A 20,305-nucleotide genomic window follows, 5' to 3' on the forward strand; every position below is an offset into this window, starting at 1 on the left:
CCCCGCTGTTAGCGGCGCTTCGACTTCCGGTCGTCCTTGACGTGACCCCGGAAGGTGCGCGTCGGCGAGAACTCGCCGAGCTTGTGGCCGACCATGGACTCGGTGACAAACACCGGGATGTGGGTCTTGCCGTTGTGCACCGCGATCGTGTGACCGAGCATTGCCGGGACGATCATCGAGCGACGGGACCAGGTCTTGATGACGTTCTTGGTACCGGCTTCGTTCTGCGCGTCCACCTTCTTGATCAGGTGGTCGTCGACGAAGGGTCCCTTCTTCAAGCTACGAGGCATCTCAACCCGTCCTTAGCGCTTCTTGTTCGTCTTGCGGCGGCGGACGATGTACTTGTTCGACGCCTTCTTGGGCGAACGAGTACGGCCTTCCTTCTTGCCCCACGGGGACACAGGGTGGCGACCACCGGAGGTCCGGCCCTCACCACCACCGTGCGGGTGGTCAACCGGGTTCATGACGACACCACGGACGGTCGGGCGAACGCCCAGCCACCGCTTGCGGCCCGCCTTGCCCCAGTTGATGTTGCTCTGCTCGGCGTTGCCGACCTCGCCAACGGTGGCGCGGCAGCGGACGTCGACCAGGCGGATCTCACCGGACGGCATGCGGAGGTGGGCCATGGTGCCCTCCTTCGCCAGCAGCTGCACCGAGGCACCCGCGGAGCGGGCGAACTTGGCGCCACCGCCGGGACGGAGCTCGATCGCGTGGATCGTGGTACCGACCGGGATGTTGCGGAGGGCCAGGTTGTTGCCCGGCTTGATGTCGGCCCCGGGGCCGTTCTCCACGGTGTCGCCCTGCTGCAGGTTGCGGGGGGCGAGGATGTAGCGCTTCTCGCCGTCCGCGTAGTGCAGCAGCGCGATGCGCGCGGTGCGGTTGGGGTCGTATTCGATGTGCGCGACCTTCGCCGGCACGCCGTCCTTGTCGTGACGACGGAAGTCGATCACGCGGTAGGCGCGCTTGTGTCCGCCACCCTGGTGGCGAACGGTCACACGACCGGCGTTGTTACGGCCGCCCTTGCTGTGCAGAGGGCGGACCAGCGACTTCTCCGGCGTGGACCGCGTGACCTCGACGAAGTCGGCGACGCTCGAGCCGCGACGGCCCGGCGTAGTCGGCTTGTACTTGCGGATTCCCATTTCTCAGTCCTCGTCCGATATCGGACGATCCGGACCGCCCTCAGGCGGTCGGACCGCCGAAGATGTCGATACGGTCGCCCTCAGCGAGGGTCACGATCGCGCGCTTGGTCGCCGCGCGCTGGCCGAAGCCGGTGCGGGTCCGCTTGCGCTTGCCCTGGCGGTTGATCGTGTTGACCCCGGTGACCTTGACCTCGAAGACCGCCTGGACGGCCTCCTTGATCTGGGTCTTGTTGGCACGCGGGTCGACGATGAACGTGTACTTGTTCTCGTCGATGAGCGCGTAGCTCTTCTCGGACACGACCGGCTTCAGCAGCACGTCACGGGGGTCCGTGTACGCCTTGCTGGCCGGGGTGACGACGGTGTTCTTGCCCTCGGCGGCGTGGCGACGCGCCTTCTTGACGCGCGCTTCCTTGGCCTTCTTCGCGGCCTTGGAGGCGATAGCGGGGTGACGGATAGCCATCAGGCCTCGCTCCCTTCGGTGTCATTGGCCTTCGGGCCGGACACGAAGGACTCGAAGGCGGCCTTGGTGAAGACCACGTCGTCGGAGACGAGAACGTCGTACGTGTTCAGCTGGCCCGGCTCCAGGATGTGGACCTGGGGCAGGTTGCGGGCGGACAGCCACGCGGCCTCGTCGGCGCGGTCGACGACCAGGAGCAGGTTCTTGCGCTCCGAGATCTTGCCGAACAGCGACTTGGCGGCCTTGGTGGAGGGGGTCTCGCCCTCGATCACGCCGGTGACGACGTGGATGCGGTTGTGACGGGCCCGGTCGGTGAGGGCGTGACGCAGAGCGGCAGCCTTCATCTTCTTCGGGGTCCGCTGCGAGTAGTCACGCGGCTGCGGGCCGTGGACGACGCCACCGCCGGCGAACTGCGGCGCACGGGTCGAGCCCTGGCGCGCGCGGCCGGTGCCCTTCTGGCGGTAAGGCTTCTTACCGCCACCCCGGACCTCGCCACGGGTCTTGGTCTTGTGCGTGCCCTGGCGGGCAGCGGCCAGCTGCGCGACGACGACCTGGTGGATCAGCGGGATGCTGACCTTCTCAACGTCGAAGATCTCCGCGGGGAGCTCGACGGTGCCGGCCTTGTCGCCCGCCGGCGAAAGGATGTCAACAGTGCTCATCGGTTACCTCAGGCCCCCTTGGCCGCGGTGCGGACCAGGACGAGGCCGCCGTTCGGACCGGGAACCGCGCCCTTGATGAGCAGCAGACCCTTCTCCGCGTCAACGGCGTGGACGGTCAGGTTCTGGGTGGTGACCCGCTCGTTGCCCATGCGACCCGCCATGCGGAGGCCCTTGAACACGCGGCCCGGGGTGGCGCAGCCACCGATGGAACCGGGCGAGCGGTGCTTGCGCTGGGTGCCGTGTCCGGCGCCGAGGCCACGGAAGTTGTGGCGCTTCATGACACCGGCGAAGCCCTTGCCCTTGCTCTTGCCGGTCACGTCGACCTTGACGCCGGCCTCGAAGACCTCGGCGGTGACTTCCTGGCCGAGCGTGTACTCGGAGGCGTCAGCCGTGCGGATCTCGACGAGGTGGCGACGAGGGGTGACGTCGGCCTTGGCGAAGTGGCCCTTGAGGGGCTTGTTCACCTTGCGCGGGTCGATCTCGCCGAAAGCGATCTGGACGGACTCGTAGCCGTCGACATCGTTCGTACGGACCTGGGTCACGACGTTGGGGCCGGCCTTGACGACGGTGACGGGAACAACGCGGTTGTTCTCGTCCCACACCTGCGTCATGCCGAGCTTCTCGCCCAGGATGCCCTTGATCTGCTTAGCCATTCTCAGATCACCGGCCTCAGAGCTTGATCTCGATGTCGACACCGGCCGGGAGGTCGAGTCGCATCAGAGAGTCAACGGTCTTGGGAGTCGGGTCGAGGATGTCGATCAGGCGCTTGTGCGTGCGCATCTCGAAGTGCTCGCGCGAGTCCTTGTACTTGTGCGGCGACTTGATGACGCAGTACACGTTCTTCTCAGTGGGCAGCGGCACCGGGCCCGCGACCGACGCACCAGTACGCGTCACCGTCTCGACGATCTTCTTCGCCGAGCTGTCGATGACCTCGTGGTCGTAGGCCTTGAGCCGGATGCGGATCTTCTGTCCCGCCATGGCTACTCAGTAGTCCTGTCTCTCTACAGCTCTGGAACCCGGTGTTCCGCACTTCGCCTCTCCGACCCACGCGGTCGGGCGTGTCGCACTCTCGCTGACACAGATGTCCCTTGTTCGAACATCCCTGCGGGATTGCGCACGGCCCTTCCGGAACCGCAGGCCGAGGGCGAGAGGCCCACCGGGTGCCTGGCCGGTGCCGCGCATACGCTTCCCGGAAGATTCCCGTACGTCCGCCCCTGATCAGGGGCGACGAGTACTGTGGGACTCGCTTCCGGTCCTCCCGGCGGGAGGCGCGCAGCATCAACACTCGACCGAGCAACTCGGACAGTCTGCCATATGGGCCACGGCGGACGCCAATCGAGCCGGAGAGAATACCCCGAGGGTGATCCGCGTCAAACACATGGCGCGGCCCCGGCTCACAGCGTGGAGCGGGCGCCGGACAGTTCCTCGCCGAACTCGGTGTCCGCGTAGCGCCGGGTCGCTCCCGCCGCGGTGCCGCTGATCGCGATCGAGCCGCTGGTGACCGGGCCGGTGGCCGAGCCCCGGGCGACCCACAGCAGGCCGTCGGCGTTCTCGCCGGGCGCGCCGACGACGGCCTCCGCCCGGCCGTCCTTGTTCAGGTCGGCGAGATGGGTGGAGGCGCCGAACATGTCCCCGCGCTCGCTGGTGCCGGGCACGCCGCTCGTGTTCTGCGTGTACGCCGTGGAACCGGACCCGGTCAGCCCGGCGGCGGAGCCGAGCAGCAGCGTCGCCGAGCCCGCGTAACCGGCGGACCCGACGGCTTCCCCGCGGCTGCCGACGAGGACGTCCGCGTATCCGTCGCCGTTGGCGTCCCCGACGCTGAGGGAGTCACCGAACAGGTCGGTGTCCTCGCCGACACCGGGCACCGAGGCGGTGTCCTGGTGGATGACCTGGGGCTGCTGCGTGGTGGTGATGCCCTGCGCGCTGCCGTAGAGGACCTGGATCTCCCCGCCGCGGTGGGCGGGGTTCGCCGACGGCGTCAGGGAGGCGTCGCGGGAGCTTCCGGTGACCAGGTCGCCGTAGCCGTCGCCGTTGACGTCGCCGATCTGCCCGGACAGGCCGTCGGAGAGCGGGAGTTCGGTGTGCGAGCCGTCGTGGCCCTCGACGTGGACGGAGCCGTTGGGGTCTCCGCCGGTGGGGCCGGGCAGCCAGAACCGCTCGGCCCGTCCGTCGCCGTCGACGTCGCCGATGGCGACGCCGCGGTTGGTGCCGAGCCAGTTCACGAACTCCCTGCGGGCGGGGGTCCCGGTGCGGGTGAAGGGGCCCGTGTAGCTCGTCGCGCCGCACTGGCCGGTGACGCCGAGGTCGGGTGCCCCGTCGCCGGTGACGTCGCCCGCGGCGATGCCGGCCGCGAAGTTGCAGCCCTCGTCCAGGCCGGTCGGCGTCGGGACCGTGGCACCGCCCTTGAGCCCGGCGGAGCCGCCCCACACCACGGTGAGCGAACCGGTCGCCCCCATGGTGCCCGCCGCCTCGGCGGGGGTGCCGACCAGCAGATCGGCGTAGCCGTCGAGGTCGAGGTCGGCGGAGGCGACCGCCGTACCGAAGCGGTCCCACTCCTCGGGCGCGCCCGGTATGCCGCTGGTCGCCTGGGTGATCACCGTACGGCGGGAGGCGGCCACGCCGGTCGCGGAGCCGTACAGGACGACGACGGCGCCCGCCGCGTCGACCGAGCCGTTGGACGCACCGGGCGCGCCCACGGCCAGGTCGCGGTAGCCGTCGCCGTTGAAGTCGTCCTGGACGGCGGGGGTGTTGGCGCCTCGGTAGACAGGGGCGGCCGCGGCGGGGTGCGCGGGCAGGACCACGGCGGTCAGGGCGGCGGCGGCACTGGCCGCGACGGCGGCGGCGAGGCGGCGGGACGCGACGGGGCCCGGGGCGGGCCGGGAGGGCGTGGTGCTGGAGGCGGGCATGACGGCTCCGGGAGCGAAGGGCCGCGGGGACGGCGGTGACGACAGGGGCGAGGTGACGGAGGAGGCGGGGGTCACGGGCCGGTGATCACCGCGCCGAGGCGGGCGGCTCCCGCCGACCCGAGTCCCGCACCGCCGACGCTGAAACCGACCGCCCCGGACGCCGTGACGGACGTGGCCGAACCGCGCAGGGACCAGACGGAACCCGCGCCGGCGTTCTCCCCCGGCGCGCCGACCAGCAGGTCCGCGTAGCCGTCCTTGTCGGTGTCGACGAGCCGCACGGCGGTGCCGAACGCGTCGCCCTTCTCCGACGTCCCGGGGACGCCGCTGCTGTTCTGCGTCCACATGCGGGCGTGGGCCGTGTCCAGCATGCCGGTGGTGCCCCGGACGACCGTGACGGCTCCGGTGCCGCTGTCCTCCCCCGGGGCGCCGATCACCAGGTCGGCCAGTCCGTCCTTGTCGGTGTCGCCGATCGCGACCGAGGCGCCGAAGCGGTCGCCCGCCTCGCCGGCGCCGGGCACGCCCGCGGTGTCCTGGCCGATCGTCTGGACGCGGCTCGGGGACCCGCCGTACGCGGCGTCGTAGTAGACGGTGACCCGGCCGCCCAGCGAGGTTTCGGGGCTCTGCGCGGGGTCCTCCGGGTGGCCGATCACGATGTCGGGGGAGCCGTCGCCGTCGAGGTTGCCGACGGCGGAGACCGTGCCGGCGGGAAGGGCGTCGTCGTGGAAGTCGCCGGGGGTGACCAGCCAGGTGCCGGGGTCGTCGCCGTGTCCGTCGTACCCCCAGCTGCCGTCCCAGTGGCCGCGGCCGTGGATCACCAGCCGGTCGTTGGTGGTGTTCGGCAGGTTGACGTGGGTCAGGGCGACGATGCCGTGCTCGGGGTTGAAGGTGGTGCCGGTGCCGCTGGTGCCGGACTGCTCGGACAGGTCCGCCGGCATGAAGGTCACCTCGCCGTCGTTGGCGCCCACGGCGATCGACAGCTTCCCCCCGTTGACCGGGTTGAGGGAGTTGTAGGTACCGACGGCCAGGGTCCGGCCCCAGGCGTCGTGGCTGTACGGCCAGGGGTCCTCGACCGTCTTCGCCCTGGTCGGGCCGGAGGAGGTGCCCCACACGACCGTGACCGACCCGCCGCCGACGTCGCCGTGGACCTCCTCGCCCGGAGCGCCCACGACCATGTCGGCGTACCCGTCGGCGTTCAGGTCGTGCACGACGACGGAAGCGCCGAAGCGGTCGCCCGCCTCGGCGCTTCCCGGGATGCCGGTGGAGTTCTGCGTGACGACGGTCCGTCTGGTCGTGTCGACGCCACGGGCCGTGCCGTACATGACGACCAGGGCACCTGCCCTGGCGTGGCCCGCGACCGTGGCGTCCGGCGCCGAGACGACGACATCGCGGTAGCCGTCCTTGTTGATGTCACCCGCCGTGCCGGTGGCCCCGTGTGCCGATGCCGCCGCCAGCGGAGCAATGCCTGAGGCGAGCATGACAGCAGACGTCAGCAAGGTGCGTGTGCGCACGGGCTCCTCCAGAGAGCACGGTGGGGCGAGAGCACACGGGAGACCACCGAGAACGGCAAAGGGTTGTACGCGAACGAGCCCTGATTGAGCCCCGAGTCGATCGGCCGCGCTCAGTCCTCGCGCGCCGCCTTCAGGGTGTCGCGCAGGGCGTAGAACGCCGGCTTGCGGTCGAAGTCGGCGGTCATGACGTTCGCGAAGCCCTCGCCCTGGAAGAACACCGGGACCCACGAGTACTTGTCGGTGAAGCCCCAGATGGTGAAGGAGTTGCAGCCGTCCACGGCCAGACACGCCGCCAGGGCGCGCTGGTAGTAGTCGGCCTGCTTCTGCTCCATCTCGGGGGTCGGCGTCCCGCTCTCCGGCAGGTCCATGCGGACGTCCAGCTCGGTGACCGCCGTCTCCAGGCCCAGCGCGTCGAAGCGGCGCAGGTTGGTCTCCAGGTCGCCCGGGAAGCCGTACCGCGTGCTCAGGTGCGCCTGCACGGAGAAGCCGTGCACCGGCACGCCCTGCGCCTTCAGCTCCTGGACCAGCGCGTAGTACGCGTTGCTCTTCGCGTTGACGCTCTCCACGTTGTAGTCGTTGAAGAACAGCTTCGCCTTCGGGTCGGCCTCGTGCGCCCAGCGGAACGCGTCCGCGACGATGCCCGGGCCCAGCTCACGGATCCAGATGTTGTCCGTCGTCCGCAGGTTGCCCTGCTCGTCGAAGATCTCGTTCGCGACGTCCCACTGCTGGATCTTGCCGGCGTAGCGGCCGACGACCGTGGTGATGTGCTCGCGCAGGATCTCGCGCAGCTCCTCCTTCGAGAAGCCGCCCTCCGTCAGCCACGCCGGGTTCTGGCTGTGCCAGAGCAGCGTGTGGCCGCGCACGACCTGGCCGTGCTTCTTGGCGAACTCGACGATCGCGTCCGCCTGTCCGAAGTCGTAGCGGTCCTTCTCCGGGTGGATGAAGTCCCACTTCATCTGGTTCTCGGGCGACACCGAGCTGAACTGCTTGCCCAGGATCTTGCGGTACTCGGCGTCGTGCGTGAACGGGTCCGGGTAGTCCTGCTCCAGGTGGTGACCGCCGCCGGCCACGGCGGTGCCCACGACGAAGCCCTCGGGGGCGGCCGAACGCAGCCGGTCGAACTTGGCGTTGGCCTGCGGCGCGGCCTGCTGGTCCGCCGCCGGCTCGGCCGTCGCCACGCCCGTCACGAGCGGCAGGGACAGGGCGGCCGCGGCGAGGGCGGCGGTGGCGAAGCGAATGGATCTCATGCGGGGAGTCTCATTCCGTCGTTCGTTTTCGAATGTTTCGAAGTGCTGTCCGAAACATTTGGCGTGGACGGAAGCTAAAGGCCCCGCATGCACGGGGTCAATACCCGTGCATGCGGGGCCTTTGGGAATCTCAGACCTCGGACGCGTACGACACGAAGTCCGCCCAGGCGGCGGGGGTGAGCGCCAGGCGGGGTCCGGCGGCCACGTGCTTCGAGTCGCGGACGTGAATCTTTCGGGGGGTTATCGCAATTTCGACGCAGGAGTTGCCGTCGTTGCCACTGCTGTAACTGCTCTTGAACCACGCCAGTTCGGAGGCGTCCCCGGCGGGGGCCTTGCGGATCATGTCTCTCCCAGCAGTCTCTCGATAAAGGCCAGCGACTCCCGCGGCGAGAGCGCCTGCGCCCGGATCGTGCCATAGCGCAACTCCAGGATGTGCAGGTGCCTGGGATCGTGGGTCGGGCGGCCATTGCAGGCACCGGCCGAGCGACCCACCGCGGTTCCGTCCGCGAACTTCAGCAACTCGATCCCGCCGTCGAGGCCGGAGTGGGACTCGCAGTGCAACGGCATCACCTGAAGGACGACATTGCGCAACGCCCCCACCTCCAGCAGCCGTTCGAGCTGGCGTCGCCACACCATTCTGCCCCCGATGGGGCGCCGCACAGGCGCCTCTTCCAGGACGAAGTGCACCGCAGGAGCAGGGTCGCGTTCGAAGACCGCCTGCCGGGCGAGACGTGCCGCGACCATGCGTTCCACGTCGTCCGACGAGTACGGCGGTTGCGCCGCCTCGAACAGGGCGCGGGCATGCTCGGACGTCTGCAGAAGCCCATGGATGCTGTTGGGCTCGTAGACGCCGATCTCAGTCGCCTTGGCCTCCAACTTCCCCAGTTCCCGCACCTTCTTCGGGTACCGGACCTTCTTCACGTCCTCCCACGCCGCCGAGAGCAGCCCGCCCGCGTCGAGTACCTCGTCGGCCCTGTCCAGGTACTCCTGGCGGGGGATCCGCCTGCCGCCCTCGATCTTGTAGACGAGGTCCTCGCCGTAGCCGATCGCCCGGCCGAACTCGGCGGCGCGCAGGCCGACGGCCTCCCGGCGCAGCTTCAGTTGCCGGCCGACGGTCGTGATGACCGCGACGCCCCACTCGTCGTCCGGATCCACCTCCCAACCCGGTTCGTCCGCCTCGCTCCTGAGCCGGTCCGTGTCCGCCTCGACCGTCATCCGTGCCCCTCCGTCTCCCGCCGATGTGCACACGGCGCCCTACCCGTACGCAACGCTCCGACAGCCCGGACAGCACCGGACAAGCTCCGGACAGTGACGGTACGTACCCTCTGAGTCACTGTTCACGGTAGGCGCATGCGCCCACGCTGAGTGACGTGAACCAGAAATCCGCCGAAACCACGACCGCCGTACGCGACTTCAGCGTGCAGCTCTCCTCCACGCCGCGCGGCGCACGCCTGGCGCGCCTGCTGGCGACCGAACAACTCCGCACCTGGGGGGTGCCGTTGGACCCGGCACGGCAGATCGTGGCGGAACTGGCCGCCAACGCGGCGGCGCACGGGCGCGTACCGGGGCGCGACTTCCGGCTCACGCTCTACGTCGTCGGCGGCACCCTCCGCATCGAGGTCACGGACACGCGCGGTGACCGCCTGCCCTGCCCGAAGGAGCCGACGTGGGACGCGGAGTCGGGCCGGGGCCTGCTGCTGGTGGAGACGCTGGCGGACCGCTGGGGCGTGGCGGAGGACCGCTTTCCGCGCAAGACGGTGTGGGCGGAAGTGGGCGCCTCGGCCCGGGAACCGGACTGCTGAGGTCGTGCGGCCGGCGTCAGACGGCGCGCCACAGAGCCGGGGCCGACGGCGGCTCCCAGCCCGGCTGGGCCGTGTGCGACTGGAGGCAGGCGTAGGCGCGGCCGGCGTAGGTGACGCGGTCGCCCGTGCGGTACGAGGTGCCGGCGGTCCAGGTCGTACCGCCGGGTGGCGGGGTGGTCGTGGAGGTCGGGGTCGGGCCGGGATCCTGGGGCACGTCGAGGACGAAGTCGAAGGAGGCCTGCCTGGCGCCGCCGCTGTCGCGGACCGTCATGAGCAGGCGCGGGTCGAAGATGGTGTCGGTGTTGTTGCGCGGCTCGCCGGGGAAGTAGAGCTGTGTCGTCAGGACGGGGCGATTCGGTGCCTGGACCTTGACGTGGATGTGGCGGGTGCGGCCCGGGTAGAGGCCGGGAACGATCGTCGTCAGCGTGAACGCGCCGTCGGCGCCGGAGAATTGGTGGCCGCGGAAGCGATAGCCGGTGTTGTCGTACGCCCCGTTGACGTCCGCCTGCCAGAAGTCCAGGAGCGCGCCCGATATCGGTCGGCAGGCCAGGCCGAGGACGAACCCGGTCACGGTGAGCCGTGTGCCGGGCGTGCTCGCGTCCACGAGGCTGGTGCGGCGCGGGGAGCTGGGCTTGAAGTACGGGCCTTCGGTCTGCGGCGGTGTCGGGTCGTCGCCGTCGTCGCAGGCCGGGGTCGGCGGGGGTGCCGGCGTTCCGGCACCGGCGAAGGTGCGGGCCAGCGCCGGGCCGCCGATCATCGCCACGGGGATCGCCGCCGTGGCGGCCAGCGCGGCACGCAGCACCGTCTTGCGGGGGATGCCGGCGGGCGGCGCGCCCTCGACCGGGTGGGTCGGCTCGTCCGCCGTCGGCTCGTTCGTGATGTGCTCGTCCATGCCTGCTCCTTGTGGGGGGCTGTCGGAACGGCACCGAACCTAGGCCCGCGGCTCCCCCGCTTCGATGGACTGGTGTGCGCGGCTGTGGTGTTTTCGGAAGGTGCCGGGGCTGACGCCGGTCTCGCGCCGGAAGAAGCGGCTGAAGTACGCCGGGTCGCTGAACCCGGTCCGCGACGCCACCTGCCGTACGGACAACTCGGTGTGGGCCAGGAGCCGTTGGGCGCGCAGCACGCGCGCCTCGATGAGCAGCCGCCCGGGGCTGCGGCCGGTCGCCGCGCGCACCGCCCGGCTGAGGTGCCCCGGCGTCACCCCGAGCCGGGCGGCGCAGTCCCGGACCGTCCACGCCACCGCCTCACGCCGCGCGGTGAGCAGGACGAACTCCTCCGCCACAGCCGCCGCCCGCCCCTCGGCGTCACTGGGGAGCGGGGGTCCGCCGGGCAGTCGCGCCAGCCGGACGACGAGGACGTGCAGCAGGGACCGAAGGACGCTGTCGTAACCGGGTTCGCGCCGCCGGTGCTCGGTCACCAGCTCGGACATCAACGCGCCGATGCGCGCGTCCTCCTCGGGAGGAGGCCGGAACCAGCGCCCTTCCGCCAGTCGCCGCAACAGGCCCCGGTCTGCCGGGTGGTCCACCAGGAAGTCGTCCGTGAACAGCACGAGGGTGCCGTCGAGGCCACCGCTCCGCTCCCAGTGGTGCACCTGACCGGGGCGGAGCACACCGAGGTGCGGCGGGGTGAGGGGCCGGCGGTCGAGGTCGACGACGTGGGTTCCGGTGCCGGCGGTGACGTGGACGATCTCGTAGAACGTGTGCCGGTGCGGCAGCCCCGAACGGGCGAGCGGCCCGATGTCGTCGAAGCCACCGGCCGCGAAGGGCGGGTCGTCCGGACCGGCGATCTCCAGCCGGTGCAAGGGCAGTTCACCGGCACGGGGCACGAGGCAGGGCGTCCCCGCCGGAACAGTGGTGCCGCGCACGATCCCCCCGAGGAACGGTCAGAGGAACAGAAAGGTACGGACCAAGCTCTTTCCGGGCCGGAGTGTACGCGGACCGTCACGGCCGTGTGACAGACATGGGCCTCGGGCCGGGCGAGGGAACGCGGGCGTCGGCGATGCCGTCCTGCCGCGTGACAACAGCTTGTCACGGGGGAAGGAACCCACACTCATGCGTGCTCGCATCGCCACCAGCACCGCGGTCCTCGTCCTGTCGGCCCTCGCGCTGACCGCCTGCAACGGCAGCGACGACAACGGCGGCGACGTCAACGTGCCGGAAGGCCGGAGGACTCCGTCCGCCTCCGCGCCCTCCGGCTCCGCCTCTGCCGCGCCGACGCCGGAGGGGACCGGCTCGGGCGACTCCGCCAAGGGCGGCGCGACGGCCACCCCGGCCGGTGCGGGCACCGGCGACGACGCCACCGCGGCCTGCACGACGAAGAACACCGAGATCCGCTTCGTCCAGGCCGCCAACCGCGCGGGCGAACACGAGGCGGCCCAGGGCGCCATCGAGGTCACCAACACCTCCGGCGCGACCTGCACGCTCGTGGGCGCCGTCACGCTGACCGCGAAGGACGACCAGGACAAGGCCGACCCCATCGAGACGGACAACTCGCGCAACGGCACCGACGCCGTCGACATCGCGCCGGGCGCCACGGCGACGTCGGAGGTGACCTACAGCAACGTCAACTCCGAGGGCAGCGCGTCGGGCCGCGACGTCTGCGCCGTACAGGCGTCCTCCGTCGAGATCGCCCTGCCCGAGGACGTGGCCCGCACCGTGCGCGTCACCAAGGGCGACGGATCTCCGGGCTCCTTCGACGTGTGCGGCCCGCACGTCCGCGTGGGCGCCTTCCACGCGTCCTGACCCGCGCGGACCGAGGCGGCCGGCCGTACCCCCGCCGGCCGCCTTAAGTGCGCCTTAAGCCGTCGTTAAGCCCGATCTCTGGCCTGAACCAACGGTTGGTTGCGTCGTGAACCGTCCGTAGCATCCACCACGTTCCACCACGCTCGACCATCACGCACCACCAACCCCCCACATACAGAGGTGTGTTCAGCCATGGCTGCTCATCGCGCACGCCGACGCTCCCTCGGCGGACTCGCACTGCTCGTCGCCGCCGCCGTCACCGGCGCCCTCGTCCTGACCGGCACCGGCCCCGGCACCGAACGGGCCGACGCCGCCACCCCCGCCACCGCCTCCCCCACAGCGGTGACCTGGTCCGACGAGTTCGACGGCGCCGCCGGCAGCGCCCCCGACCCGGGCAAGTGGACCCTGGAGACCGGCGGCACCGGCAACGGCAACAACGAGCTGCAGTACTACACGAACAGCACGGACAACGCCGCCCTCGACGGCAACGGCAACCTCGTCATCACCGCCTGCAAGAACTCCGACCCGGGCCTGACCTGCTGGTACGGGCCCTGCCAGTTCACCTCCGCACGGCTCAACACCGCCACCACCTTCACGCAGGCCTACGGCCACTTCGAGGCCCGCATCAAGATCCCGCGCGGCCAGGGCATCTGGCCCGCGTTCTGGATGCTCGGCGACGACCTCGGCAGCGTCGGATGGCCGGGCAGCGGCGAGATCGACATCATGGAGAACGTCGGCAAGGAACCCGGCACGGTCCACGGCACCCTGCACGGCCCCGGCTACTCCGGCAGCGGCGGCATCGGCGCCCCGTACAGCCTCCCGGACGGCCAGGCCTTCGCCGACGACTTCCACGTCTTCGCCGTCGACTGGAGCCCCGAGAAGATCACCTGGTCCGTGGACGGCCAGACCTACCAGACCCGCACACCCGCCGACCTGAACGGCAACAAGTGGGTCTTCGACCACCCGTACTTCCTCATCCTCAACCTCGCCGTCGGCGGCAACTGGCCCGGCAGCCCCGACGACAGCACCCAGTTCCCGCAGACGATGACCATCGACTACGTGCGGGTGTCGGCGGCCGACGGCGCCGCGCGGTAGGGGGCACCAGCGTCACCAGGGGCCGCGCGGCCCTCCCCCACGCGCCTCGCGGCCCTCACACGCCTCACATGCCTCACGCGCCTCGCGGTGCACCCGTGCCGCGAGGCGTTCCGGCGCACCGTGTTCCACAGGTCCGTACCAACCCCTTGCCCCCGCCCCGCCCGCACCGCAAGCTCCCCTCATGGAGCTGGAGTTGCGGCATCTGAAGACCATCCGGGCCATCGCCGACGCGGGCAGTCTCACCCGGGCCGCGACCGGCCTCGGCCTGACCCAGCCCGCGCTGAGCGCCCAGCTCAGGCGCATCGAACGGGCCCTGGGCGGCGCCCTGTTCGAGCGCGGCCGGCACGGCGTGCGGGCCACCCCGCTCGGCGAACTCGTCCTGGAGCGCACCCGCGTCGTCCTGCCCGCGGTCAGCGAACTCCAGCAGGAGGCCCACCGCTTCGCACGCGACCGGCGCTCGAAGCAGCGCCTGCGCATCGGCGGCACGCACGGCCCGCTGCTCGGCGCGCTCGTCGACCGGCTCGCCGCCGCCGTCCCCGGTGTCACCGTCACCACCTCGGCCTCCTGGTCCGAACGGCAGCTCGCCGAGCAACTCACCGACGGCACCCTCGACTTCGCCCTCGCCGGAACCTGCGGCGCCGCCACCCCGCCGGGCGCCCCGCACCTCGTGTGGCGGGAGATCGCCGTCGACCCCGTCTTCGCCATGCTCCCCGACGACCACCACCTCGCCCACCGCCCCGACGTCGACCTCGGCGAACTCGCCGACGACGCCTGGGCCTGCGTCCCCGGCGACGGCTGCTTCGGCGACTGCTTCACCGCCGCCTGCGCCCGCGCCGGGTTCACCCCGCGCCGCATGTACGAGACGGACACCGCGTCCCTCGTCCACCTCGTGCAGGTCGGCCGCGCGGTCGGCCTGTGCCGGGCCACGTTCCCCACCACGCCCGGCATCACCACCCGGCCCCTCGCCGGTACGCCGCTGCTGTGGCGGCACCTGCTCGGCCTGCACCCCGCCTCGCAGCCGCCGGACCTCGCGGCGACCGTGCTGGCGCAGGCCCGGGGCGCCCACGCGGCGGCGGCGAACCGCAGCGCCGGGTACGCCGACTGGCTCGCCTCGCACGGTCCCGACCCGGTCCCGTAGCCGTGTGCCGCGTTCCATAACACCGGGGAGGGGGGTCGACTGACGGCTTACCCGGGCCGGTCGGCGCTCCCTACGGTTTCGGCACCTCCCCACGGAGCTTCCCCAGCTGGCTCAGCTGCCTCAGCTGCCTCACCGAAACCGAGGAGATCCCCATGCTCCAACGTCACAGCAGAGCTCTGTGCGCCGCCCTCGCGGCGACCGGCGCCCTGCTCCTCACGGGCCTCAGCGACACGGCCGCCGCCACCTCCCGGTCCGCCACCGCGTCGGACCCGGCCGCCACTTCGCCGGACCCGGCCGCCTCCGCCGCCGAGACCCTCCGCACCGCCGACGCCCCTCCCGCCCTGCTCGACGCCATGCGGCGCGACCTCGGCCTCAGCGACCGGCGGCAGGCTCAGCGCCGCCTGGCCAACGAGGCCGAGGCCGGCGCCACCGCCGGACGGCTGCGCGCCGCGCTGGGCGCCGACTTCGCGGGAGCCTGGGTGCGCGGCGCCGACTCCGGCACGCTGACCGTGGCCACCACCGACGCCGCCGACGTACCGGCCATCGAGGCGCAGGGCGCCACGGCCGCCGTCGTACGCCGTCCGCTCACCGCGCTCGACGCCGCCAAGTCCCGCCTCGACCGGGCGGCGAAGGACCACGGCAGCGCCGACGCACACGTCTGGTACGTCGACGTCCGCACGAACTCCCTCGTCGTCGAGGCCGGCGAACCCGCCGCCGCCCGCGCCCTGCTGGCCGCCGCCGGCGTCGACCGCTCCCTCGCCCGCGTCGAGCGGTCGGCCGAACAGCCGCGCCCGCTCTACGACTTGCGGGGCGGCGACGCGTACTACATGAACAACAGCGGCCGGTGTTCCGTCGGCTTCCCCGTCACCCGCGGCACCCAGCAGGGCTTCGCCACGGCCGGGCACTGCGGCCGGACCGGCACCAGCACGACCGGCTTCAACCGCGTCGCGCAGGGCACCTTCCAGGGCTCCACCTTCCCCGGCAACGACATGGCGTGGGTGGCCACCAACACCAACTGGACGGCCACGCCGTACGTGAAGGGCGCCGGCGGCCAGAACGTCCAGGTCACGGGCTCCACGCAGGCCGCCGTCGGAGCGTCCGTGTGCCGCTCCGGCTCCACCACCGGCTGGCACTGCGGCACCGTCCAGCAGCACAACACCAGCGTGACCTACCCCGAGGGCACCATCTACGGCGTCACCCGCACCAGCGTGTGCGCCGAGCCCGGCGACTCCGGAGGCTCCTACATCTCCGGCAGCCAGGCGCAGGGCGTCACCTCGGGCGGCTCGGGCAACTGCTCGACGGGCGGCACGACGTACTTCCAGCCGCTCAACCCGCTCCTCCAGACGTACGGCCTCACCCTGAAGACCACCACGAGCGGCCCCGGCGAGCCCGGACCCGGTGAGCCGGGCGAGCCCGGCGGCACCTGGGCGGCCGGCACCGTCTACCAGGCGGGCGCCCAGGTGACCTACGGCGGTGCCACGTACCGCTGCCTCCAGGGCCACCAGGCCCAGGTCGGCTGGGAGCCGCCGAACGCTCCCGCGCTGTGGCAGCGCGTCTGATCCACTGAGGGGGCGCGGAAGGGCCCGGTGGCCGACCGACGGGGCGGCCACCGGGCCCTTCCGCGCACCGCCTCAGGTACGGCTGACCGTCGCGCAGTCCGCCCCCTCACCCACGGCGTCCCTGCGGTCGTACGGGTCCATGGTCGGGCCGGTGCCGGGCTTCCCTTCCTCCCCGGGGAAGTCGGGGTGGAAGTACCCGTCGTGCACGTCGCAGGCGTCGTTGTACGAGCGCACGTCGTACGACTCCAGCATCAGGCGGCCCTCGGTGACGGTCCAGTTCCGGGGGTTCGACAGCAGGAACGTGATGTCGCGGCGGACGATGGTCCGCTCCACGGCGTCGCTGCCGCCCCGCGCCCGGACCGTCGGGTAGACGAACGTGTAGTCCGCGTGGATCTTGACCTCGCCCGGCCGTCCGTCGGCGACGGTCATGTGCCCGCGGACCTTGATCACGTCACCGGCGAGGCGCGCCTCGTCCGGGTCGAAGCGGCTGAACAGCATGATCGGGTCGTTGTCCCGCGTCGGCTCGCGCAGCGCCCGCCGCAGGTCGGGCAGGAGGTCGGGCTGCTGGGGATCCAGGACGTCCAGCGCCCGCCGCGGCGTCTCGCCCCGCAGCGTCGCCTCGTCCAGGTTGGCGGCCACCAGGAACTCCTTGGCACGCCGCAGACCGCGGGCGACCTCCGCCTCGCCGAGTCCGCCGAGGGCCTTGGCCTCCGGCAGCACGATGGCGTCGGCGCCGTCCGCCCACCGCTCGGCGGGCGAACCGCGGAAGGGGTGCGCGCGGGTGGCCGCCCCGGAGCTCGTGGCATCGCCGGGCGCGTCACCGGGCCGGCCGCTCTCGGCGGGAAGAGGCGTGGGCGAGGCGGCGCCGGAATCGGCACCGAGACCGGGTATCCGGTCGAGCACCAACGAGGGCCGCAGGGCGACGACGGCCAGCGCGACGGCGAGGACCACACCGACGCCTGCCCCGATCCGACGCCGCCGCGTCCGGCGCCGCCCCGCCGCCTCCTGCAACGCGGTGGGCCCGGCCCGCCACCCCGGCGGCGAGACACCCGCCCGCTCCTGCTCACGCAGCCGCCGGGTCACCATCCGCGCCCGCGCCGACGGCTCCTTTGGCGCGGATACGCTCCCGCCCTCAGCGGCCTCCCGCAGGAACGCCTCCAACTCCTCGTCGCTGAAGGCCGCTTCACCCGGCCGTTCGTCGGGCTGCTCGGGCTGCTCGGGCGGCTGAAGGGTACTCACGGGCGCGGCGCTCACTCTCAACGGTCGTGGATCTTCCGCCCGTTCAGACTCCCGCCACGGCTCAAGGGCTGTACGGGCGGCACTTGAACTTTCCGGGGCCGGGGATGCTCACCCGCGTGAGACGGCCTCGACCACGTCGACCGTCTCGGAGCCCTCACGGCGGATCCGCTCGGTCCCCCAGGCGCCGAGCGCCTCAAGCGCCTGATTGAGCGTGCGCCCGTGCTCCGTCAGGGAGTACTCGACCCGCGGCGGCACCTCGGCGTACACCTCCCGGTGCACGAGACCGTCCTCCTCCATCTCCCGCAGGTGCTGCGTCAGCATCTTCTCGCTCACCCCCGGCAGCCCCCGACGGAGTTGAGCGAAGCGGCGGACACCATGGGCGTCGAGCTCCCAGAGGATCAGCCCCTTCCACTTGCCGCTCAACACGTCGAGCGCGGCGTCGATGCCGCAGATGTAGGGCCCACGTCTCGGCGCCTTGGCCATCCCGACCCTCCCCCTTACAAAAAGGTAAGTACCGCAGAAATTAGTAGGTACTTCCGAGAGTAGTGACGCTCTCCGAGCATGGAGGCGTGAACGAACAAGAGAACCAGTCGACCAGCAAGGACAACACCGTCACCGTGATCGGGCTCGGCCCGATGGGCCAGGCGATGACCCGCACGCTCCTCGCCGCCGGCCACCGGGTCACCGTCTGGAACCGCACCGCCGCCCGCGCCGCCGACGTCGTCGCCGACGGTGCGACGCTCGCGGCGACACCCGCCGAGGCGGTCGAGGCGAGCGACCTGGTCATCCTCAGCCTGACCGACTACCGCGCGATGTACGACATCCTCGACGGCGCCACCGCGTCGCTGGCCGGCCGGACGCTGGTCAACCTGAGCTCCGACACCCCGGACCGCTCACGCGAGGCGGCGACCTGGGCAGCGGATCACGGCGCCACCTTCCTCACCGGAGGTGTCATGGTCCCGGCGCCGATGGTCGGCACGGAGGCGTCCTACATCTACTACAGCGGCCCCGAGGAGGCGCTGCGACGCCACCGGGAGACGCTCGCGCTGCTGGGAGCCCCCCGTCCCCTGGGCGAGGACCCGGGCCTGGCCCAACTGATGTACCAGGCCCACCTCACCGTCTTCCTCACCACCTTGTCGGGCCTGATGCACGCCACGGCGATGCTGGGTACGGCCGGAGTCAAGGCCACGGAAGCACTGCCGGAGCTGCTCGCCCTGACCGACTCGATCGGGGACATGCTGAGGGCCGGCGAGGAGAACCCCGGCGCCGCGCTCGACGCCGGAGAACACCCCGGCGACCTCAGCACGGTCACCATGATGGGCGCGACCGCCGACCACATCGTCGAAACCACCAAGACCCTCGGCCTGGACCTGGCCCTCCCCCTGGCCATCCAGTCCCACTACCACCAGGCCATCAAAACCGGCCACGGCCCGGACAACTGGACCCGAATCATCGACACCATCCGAACCCCCCACTGACCAACACGCCGACGGGCCCCGGCGGGGCTGCGCGGCTGGCACGGCGGGGCTGCGGCGCGACGGCGGGCGAAGCCCGCCCAGCCGCGGGCAGTCGCGCCGCAGGGCGGCACCCGTCCCACAGAGGGCGGCACCACGCAACGCCGGGCCACGCAAACCCCGTGACGCCCACCGCACCCCCCGGACCATGCAAACCCCGGCCCACACCAGCCCCGTAACACCCACCGCACCCCGGCCCACACAAACCCCGTAACACCCACCCCACCCCCGCCCCACCCCACAACGCAGGCAAACACCACCCCCCGCACCCCATACCCTGCCGATCATGACCCGCACGACACCACCCCGCCCCCTCGACATCACCATCGAGTTCCCGGAGCTCACCCCCCTCGCCCGCACCACCACCCGCCTGCACCCCCGCGCCGGCGCCCCCACCCCCACCGACAGCTCCCTCGGCGGCCCTCTGCTGTGGCCGCAGGACGAGCCCTGGCCCGTCTGTCCCGACCACGGCGAACCCTGGCAACGCGGCCTCGTCCCCGACGAGATCCACCACCGCCGCGCCGTCCTCGCCCACGCCTGGCAGCGCCAACGCCAAGACCCCCGCCCCGCCCCCGGAACGGACCGCACGGACCCCCTCACCCCCGAGGAGCGCGAGCTCGTGGACCGCGCCGCCGAGGACCGCCGCGTCCCGGTCGAGGGCCCCTCCCCCCTCATCCCCGTCGCCCAGCTCTACGCCGGCGACGTCCCCGGCCTGCCCCGCCCCGAAGGCACCGACCTGCTCCAGGTCCTGTGGTGCCCGTTCGACCACGTCGGCGACTACCTCCCCCGCACCGAGCTCCACTGGCGTACCGCCGCCGACGTCATACACCTCCTCGACGACGCCCCGCGGCCCCCGGTCGTCGGCAACGACGACTACCTCCCCGAGCCCTGCGTCCTGCACCCGGAGCCCGTCACCGAATACCCGGCCCCGCACGAACTCCCCGACGACCTGGCCGCCCGCATCGCGGCGTGGGAGGAGGGGAACGACGTGACCTACCAGTACGACCTCGGCGTGGCCCCCGGCTGCAAGGTCGCCGGCCACGCCCCGTGGAGCTTCTCCGACCCCGTCCCGATGACCTGCCCCGAGTGCGGCGGCGCCGTACGCCCCCTGCTCACGATCGACGGCAGCGAATGGGACGGCGGCAGCGCGAGCTGGCGCCCGGTCGAGGACACCGACGCGGACGCGAACGCGGCGCACGACACCCACCTCACCATCGGCCGCGGCCACTGCCTCCAGCTCTACGTCTGCGAAGCCTCGTACGACCACCCGCACCTCCAGCACATGCAATGAACCGCGCACC

Annotated in this window: 21 protein-coding genes and 1 pseudogene; 7 read left to right on the forward strand and 15 right to left on the reverse strand. The window is 71.8% G+C overall.

What is annotated here, in order from left to right; translation table 11 throughout:
• Window positions 1-8: 8 nt before the first annotated feature.
• The 11 genes from rpsS to ACZ7D7_RS03955 form a co-directional block, all read right to left on the reverse strand.
• The gene (rpsS, locus tag ACZ7D7_RS03905) at window positions 9-290 is read right to left on the reverse strand and encodes a 30S ribosomal protein S19 (RefSeq protein WP_010036728.1); all 282 of its coding nucleotides are present in this window, start codon (window positions 288-290) and stop codon (window positions 9-11) included.
• 12 nt (window positions 291-302) lie between these two features.
• Window positions 303-1,139, reverse strand: a complete 837-nt coding sequence (gene rplB / locus ACZ7D7_RS03910; RefSeq protein ID WP_279548910.1) for a 50S ribosomal protein L2 — start codon at window positions 1,137-1,139, stop codon at window positions 303-305.
• A gap of 40 nt (window positions 1,140-1,179) precedes the next feature.
• Window positions 1,180-1,599, reverse strand: a complete 420-nt coding sequence (gene rplW / locus ACZ7D7_RS03915; protein WP_279548911.1) for a 50S ribosomal protein L23 — start codon at window positions 1,597-1,599, stop codon at window positions 1,180-1,182.
• Entirely contained in the window at window positions 1,599-2,255 is a 657-nt protein-coding gene (rplD, locus tag ACZ7D7_RS03920; RefSeq protein WP_470822066.1) for a 50S ribosomal protein L4, read from the reverse strand. Before rplD ends, rplW begins: the two co-directional genes overlap by 1 nt.
• 8 nt (window positions 2,256-2,263) lie before the next feature.
• On the reverse strand, window positions 2,264-2,908 hold the full coding sequence (gene rplC, locus ACZ7D7_RS03925) for a 50S ribosomal protein L3 (RefSeq protein WP_030571197.1): 645 nt from the start codon (window positions 2,906-2,908) through the stop codon (window positions 2,264-2,266).
• Window positions 2,909-2,924: 16 nt separating this feature from the next.
• The gene (gene rpsJ, locus ACZ7D7_RS03930; RefSeq protein ID WP_003948644.1) at window positions 2,925-3,233 is read right to left on the reverse strand and encodes a 30S ribosomal protein S10; all 309 of its coding nucleotides are present in this window, start codon (window positions 3,231-3,233) and stop codon (window positions 2,925-2,927) included.
• A 416-nt stretch (window positions 3,234-3,649) separates the two neighbouring features.
• Window positions 3,650-5,161, reverse strand: coding sequence for a hypothetical protein (locus ACZ7D7_RS03935; RefSeq protein WP_470822069.1), 1,512 nt, complete (start codon window positions 5,159-5,161; stop codon window positions 3,650-3,652).
• A gap of 71 nt (window positions 5,162-5,232) precedes the next feature.
• The gene (locus tag ACZ7D7_RS03940; protein ID WP_470822074.1) at window positions 5,233-6,669 is read right to left on the reverse strand and encodes a hypothetical protein; all 1,437 of its coding nucleotides are present in this window, start codon (window positions 6,667-6,669) and stop codon (window positions 5,233-5,235) included.
• 110 nt (window positions 6,670-6,779) lie between these two features.
• The gene (locus ACZ7D7_RS03945; protein ID WP_470822075.1) at window positions 6,780-7,916 is read right to left on the reverse strand and encodes an endo-1,4-beta-xylanase; all 1,137 of its coding nucleotides are present in this window, start codon (window positions 7,914-7,916) and stop codon (window positions 6,780-6,782) included.
• A 130-nt stretch (window positions 7,917-8,046) separates the two neighbouring features.
• Window positions 8,047-8,259: a DUF397 domain-containing protein gene (locus tag ACZ7D7_RS03950; RefSeq protein WP_470822077.1), complete on the reverse strand. Its 213-nt coding sequence runs from the start codon at window positions 8,257-8,259 to the stop codon at window positions 8,047-8,049.
• A complete protein-coding gene (locus ACZ7D7_RS03955; RefSeq protein WP_470822078.1) occupies window positions 8,256-9,131 on the reverse strand; it encodes a helix-turn-helix domain-containing protein in 876 nt (291 codons plus the stop codon). The genes ACZ7D7_RS03950 and ACZ7D7_RS03955 overlap by 4 nt, the downstream gene beginning before the upstream one ends.
• 155 nt (window positions 9,132-9,286) lie before the next feature.
• On the opposite strand from ACZ7D7_RS03955, the gene ACZ7D7_RS03960 reads away from it, so the two are divergent.
• Window positions 9,287-9,718 carry an ATP-binding protein gene (locus ACZ7D7_RS03960; protein ID WP_470822079.1) on the forward strand — a complete coding sequence of 144 codons (432 nt, stop codon included), beginning with the start codon at window positions 9,287-9,289 and terminating at the stop codon, window positions 9,716-9,718.
• Window positions 9,719-9,734: 16 nt separating this feature from the next.
• Here ACZ7D7_RS03960 and ACZ7D7_RS03965 read toward each other — a convergent pair whose 3' ends face one another.
• Both ACZ7D7_RS03965 and ACZ7D7_RS03970 read right to left on the reverse strand, forming a co-directional pair.
• Window positions 9,735-10,610 (reverse strand): dioxygenase family protein, encoded by an 876-nt coding sequence (locus ACZ7D7_RS03965; RefSeq protein ID WP_470822081.1) that lies wholly within the window; start codon window positions 10,608-10,610, stop codon window positions 9,735-9,737.
• A 39-nt stretch (window positions 10,611-10,649) separates the two neighbouring features.
• A complete protein-coding gene (locus ACZ7D7_RS03970) occupies window positions 10,650-11,582 on the reverse strand; it encodes a helix-turn-helix domain-containing protein (protein ID WP_470822082.1) in 933 nt (310 codons plus the stop codon).
• 187 nt (window positions 11,583-11,769) lie between these two features.
• Here ACZ7D7_RS03970 and ACZ7D7_RS03975 point away from each other — a divergent pair, with 187 nt between their 5' ends.
• The 4 genes and pseudogenes from ACZ7D7_RS03975 to ACZ7D7_RS03990 all read left to right on the forward strand — a co-directional run bounded on the left by ACZ7D7_RS03975 (window position 11,770) and on the right by ACZ7D7_RS03990 (window position 16,251).
• Entirely contained in the window at window positions 11,770-12,459 is a 690-nt protein-coding gene (locus ACZ7D7_RS03975; protein ID WP_470822084.1) for a DUF4232 domain-containing protein, read from the forward strand.
• Window positions 12,460-12,651: 192 nt separating this feature from the next.
• A pseudogene (locus ACZ7D7_RS03980) lies at window positions 12,652-13,545 on the forward strand (glycoside hydrolase family 16 protein); the annotation flags it as partial.
• A 190-nt stretch (window positions 13,546-13,735) separates the two neighbouring features.
• On the forward strand, window positions 13,736-14,692 hold the full coding sequence (locus tag ACZ7D7_RS03985) for a LysR family transcriptional regulator (RefSeq protein ID WP_470822086.1): 957 nt from the start codon (window positions 13,736-13,738) through the stop codon (window positions 14,690-14,692).
• A 152-nt stretch (window positions 14,693-14,844) separates the two neighbouring features.
• Entirely contained in the window at window positions 14,845-16,251 is a 1,407-nt protein-coding gene (locus ACZ7D7_RS03990) for an alpha-lytic protease prodomain-containing protein (RefSeq protein WP_470822088.1), read from the forward strand.
• Window positions 16,252-16,323: 72 nt separating this feature from the next.
• Here ACZ7D7_RS03990 and ACZ7D7_RS03995 read toward each other — a convergent pair whose 3' ends face one another.
• The gene (locus tag ACZ7D7_RS03995; RefSeq protein WP_470822090.1) at window positions 16,324-17,490 is read right to left on the reverse strand and encodes a serine/threonine-protein kinase; all 1,167 of its coding nucleotides are present in this window, start codon (window positions 17,488-17,490) and stop codon (window positions 16,324-16,326) included.
• Between the two features lie 108 nt (window positions 17,491-17,598).
• Window positions 17,599-17,973, reverse strand: a complete 375-nt coding sequence (locus ACZ7D7_RS04000) for a winged helix-turn-helix transcriptional regulator (protein ID WP_470822092.1) — start codon at window positions 17,971-17,973, stop codon at window positions 17,599-17,601.
• 86 nt (window positions 17,974-18,059) lie between these two features.
• Here ACZ7D7_RS04000 and ACZ7D7_RS04005 point away from each other — a divergent pair, with 86 nt between their 5' ends.
• Together ACZ7D7_RS04005 and ACZ7D7_RS04010 are read left to right on the forward strand one after the other, a co-directional pair.
• Complete coding sequence (locus tag ACZ7D7_RS04005) at window positions 18,060-18,968, forward strand: NAD(P)-dependent oxidoreductase (protein ID WP_470822093.1); 909 nt, start codon at window positions 18,060-18,062, stop codon at window positions 18,966-18,968.
• Between the two features lie 322 nt (window positions 18,969-19,290).
• Entirely contained in the window at window positions 19,291-20,295 is a 1,005-nt protein-coding gene (locus ACZ7D7_RS04010) for an FmdB family zinc ribbon protein (RefSeq protein WP_470822094.1), read from the forward strand.
• Window positions 20,296-20,305: the final 10 nt, after the last annotated feature.

The sequence above is a fragment of the Streptomyces sp. NPDC037054 genome, from assembly GCF_055606745.1.

Excerpts from the sequence above, each read along its gene's own strand:
- rpsS (WP_010036728.1), bottom strand. The coding sequence starts at position 290 with ATGCCTCGTAGCTTGAAGAAGGGACCCTTCGTCGACGACCACCTGATC.
- rplB (WP_279548910.1), bottom strand. The coding sequence starts at position 1,139 with ATGGGAATCCGCAAGTACAAGCCGACTACGCCGGGCCGTCGCGGCTCG.
- rplW (WP_279548911.1), bottom strand. The coding sequence starts at position 1,599 with ATGGCTATCCGTCACCCCGCTATCGCCTCCAAGGCCGCGAAGAAGGCC.
- rplD (WP_470822066.1), bottom strand. The coding sequence starts at position 2,255 with ATGAGCACTGTTGACATCCTTTCGCCGGCGGGCGACAAGGCCGGCACC.
- rplC (WP_030571197.1), bottom strand. The coding sequence starts at position 2,908 with ATGGCTAAGCAGATCAAGGGCATCCTGGGCGAGAAGCTCGGCATGACG.
- rpsJ (WP_003948644.1), bottom strand. The coding sequence starts at position 3,233 with ATGGCGGGACAGAAGATCCGCATCCGGCTCAAGGCCTACGACCACGAG.
- ACZ7D7_RS03935 (WP_470822069.1), bottom strand. The coding sequence starts at position 5,161 with ATGCCCGCCTCCAGCACCACGCCCTCCCGGCCCGCCCCGGGCCCCGTC.
- ACZ7D7_RS03945 (WP_470822075.1), bottom strand. The coding sequence starts at position 7,916 with ATGAGATCCATTCGCTTCGCCACCGCCGCCCTCGCCGCGGCCGCCCTG.
- ACZ7D7_RS03950 (WP_470822077.1), bottom strand. The coding sequence starts at position 8,259 with ATGATCCGCAAGGCCCCCGCCGGGGACGCCTCCGAACTGGCGTGGTTC.
- ACZ7D7_RS03955 (WP_470822078.1), bottom strand. The coding sequence starts at position 9,131 with ATGACGGTCGAGGCGGACACGGACCGGCTCAGGAGCGAGGCGGACGAA.
- ACZ7D7_RS03965 (WP_470822081.1), bottom strand. The coding sequence starts at position 10,610 with ATGGACGAGCACATCACGAACGAGCCGACGGCGGACGAGCCGACCCAC.
- ACZ7D7_RS03975 (WP_470822084.1), top strand. The coding sequence starts at position 11,770 with ATGCGTGCTCGCATCGCCACCAGCACCGCGGTCCTCGTCCTGTCGGCC.
- ACZ7D7_RS03985 (WP_470822086.1), top strand. The coding sequence starts at position 13,736 with ATGGAGCTGGAGTTGCGGCATCTGAAGACCATCCGGGCCATCGCCGAC.
- ACZ7D7_RS03990 (WP_470822088.1), top strand. The coding sequence starts at position 14,845 with ATGCTCCAACGTCACAGCAGAGCTCTGTGCGCCGCCCTCGCGGCGACC.
- ACZ7D7_RS04000 (WP_470822092.1), bottom strand. The coding sequence starts at position 17,973 with ATGGCCAAGGCGCCGAGACGTGGGCCCTACATCTGCGGCATCGACGCC.
- ACZ7D7_RS04010 (WP_470822094.1), top strand. The coding sequence starts at position 19,291 with ATGACCCGCACGACACCACCCCGCCCCCTCGACATCACCATCGAGTTC.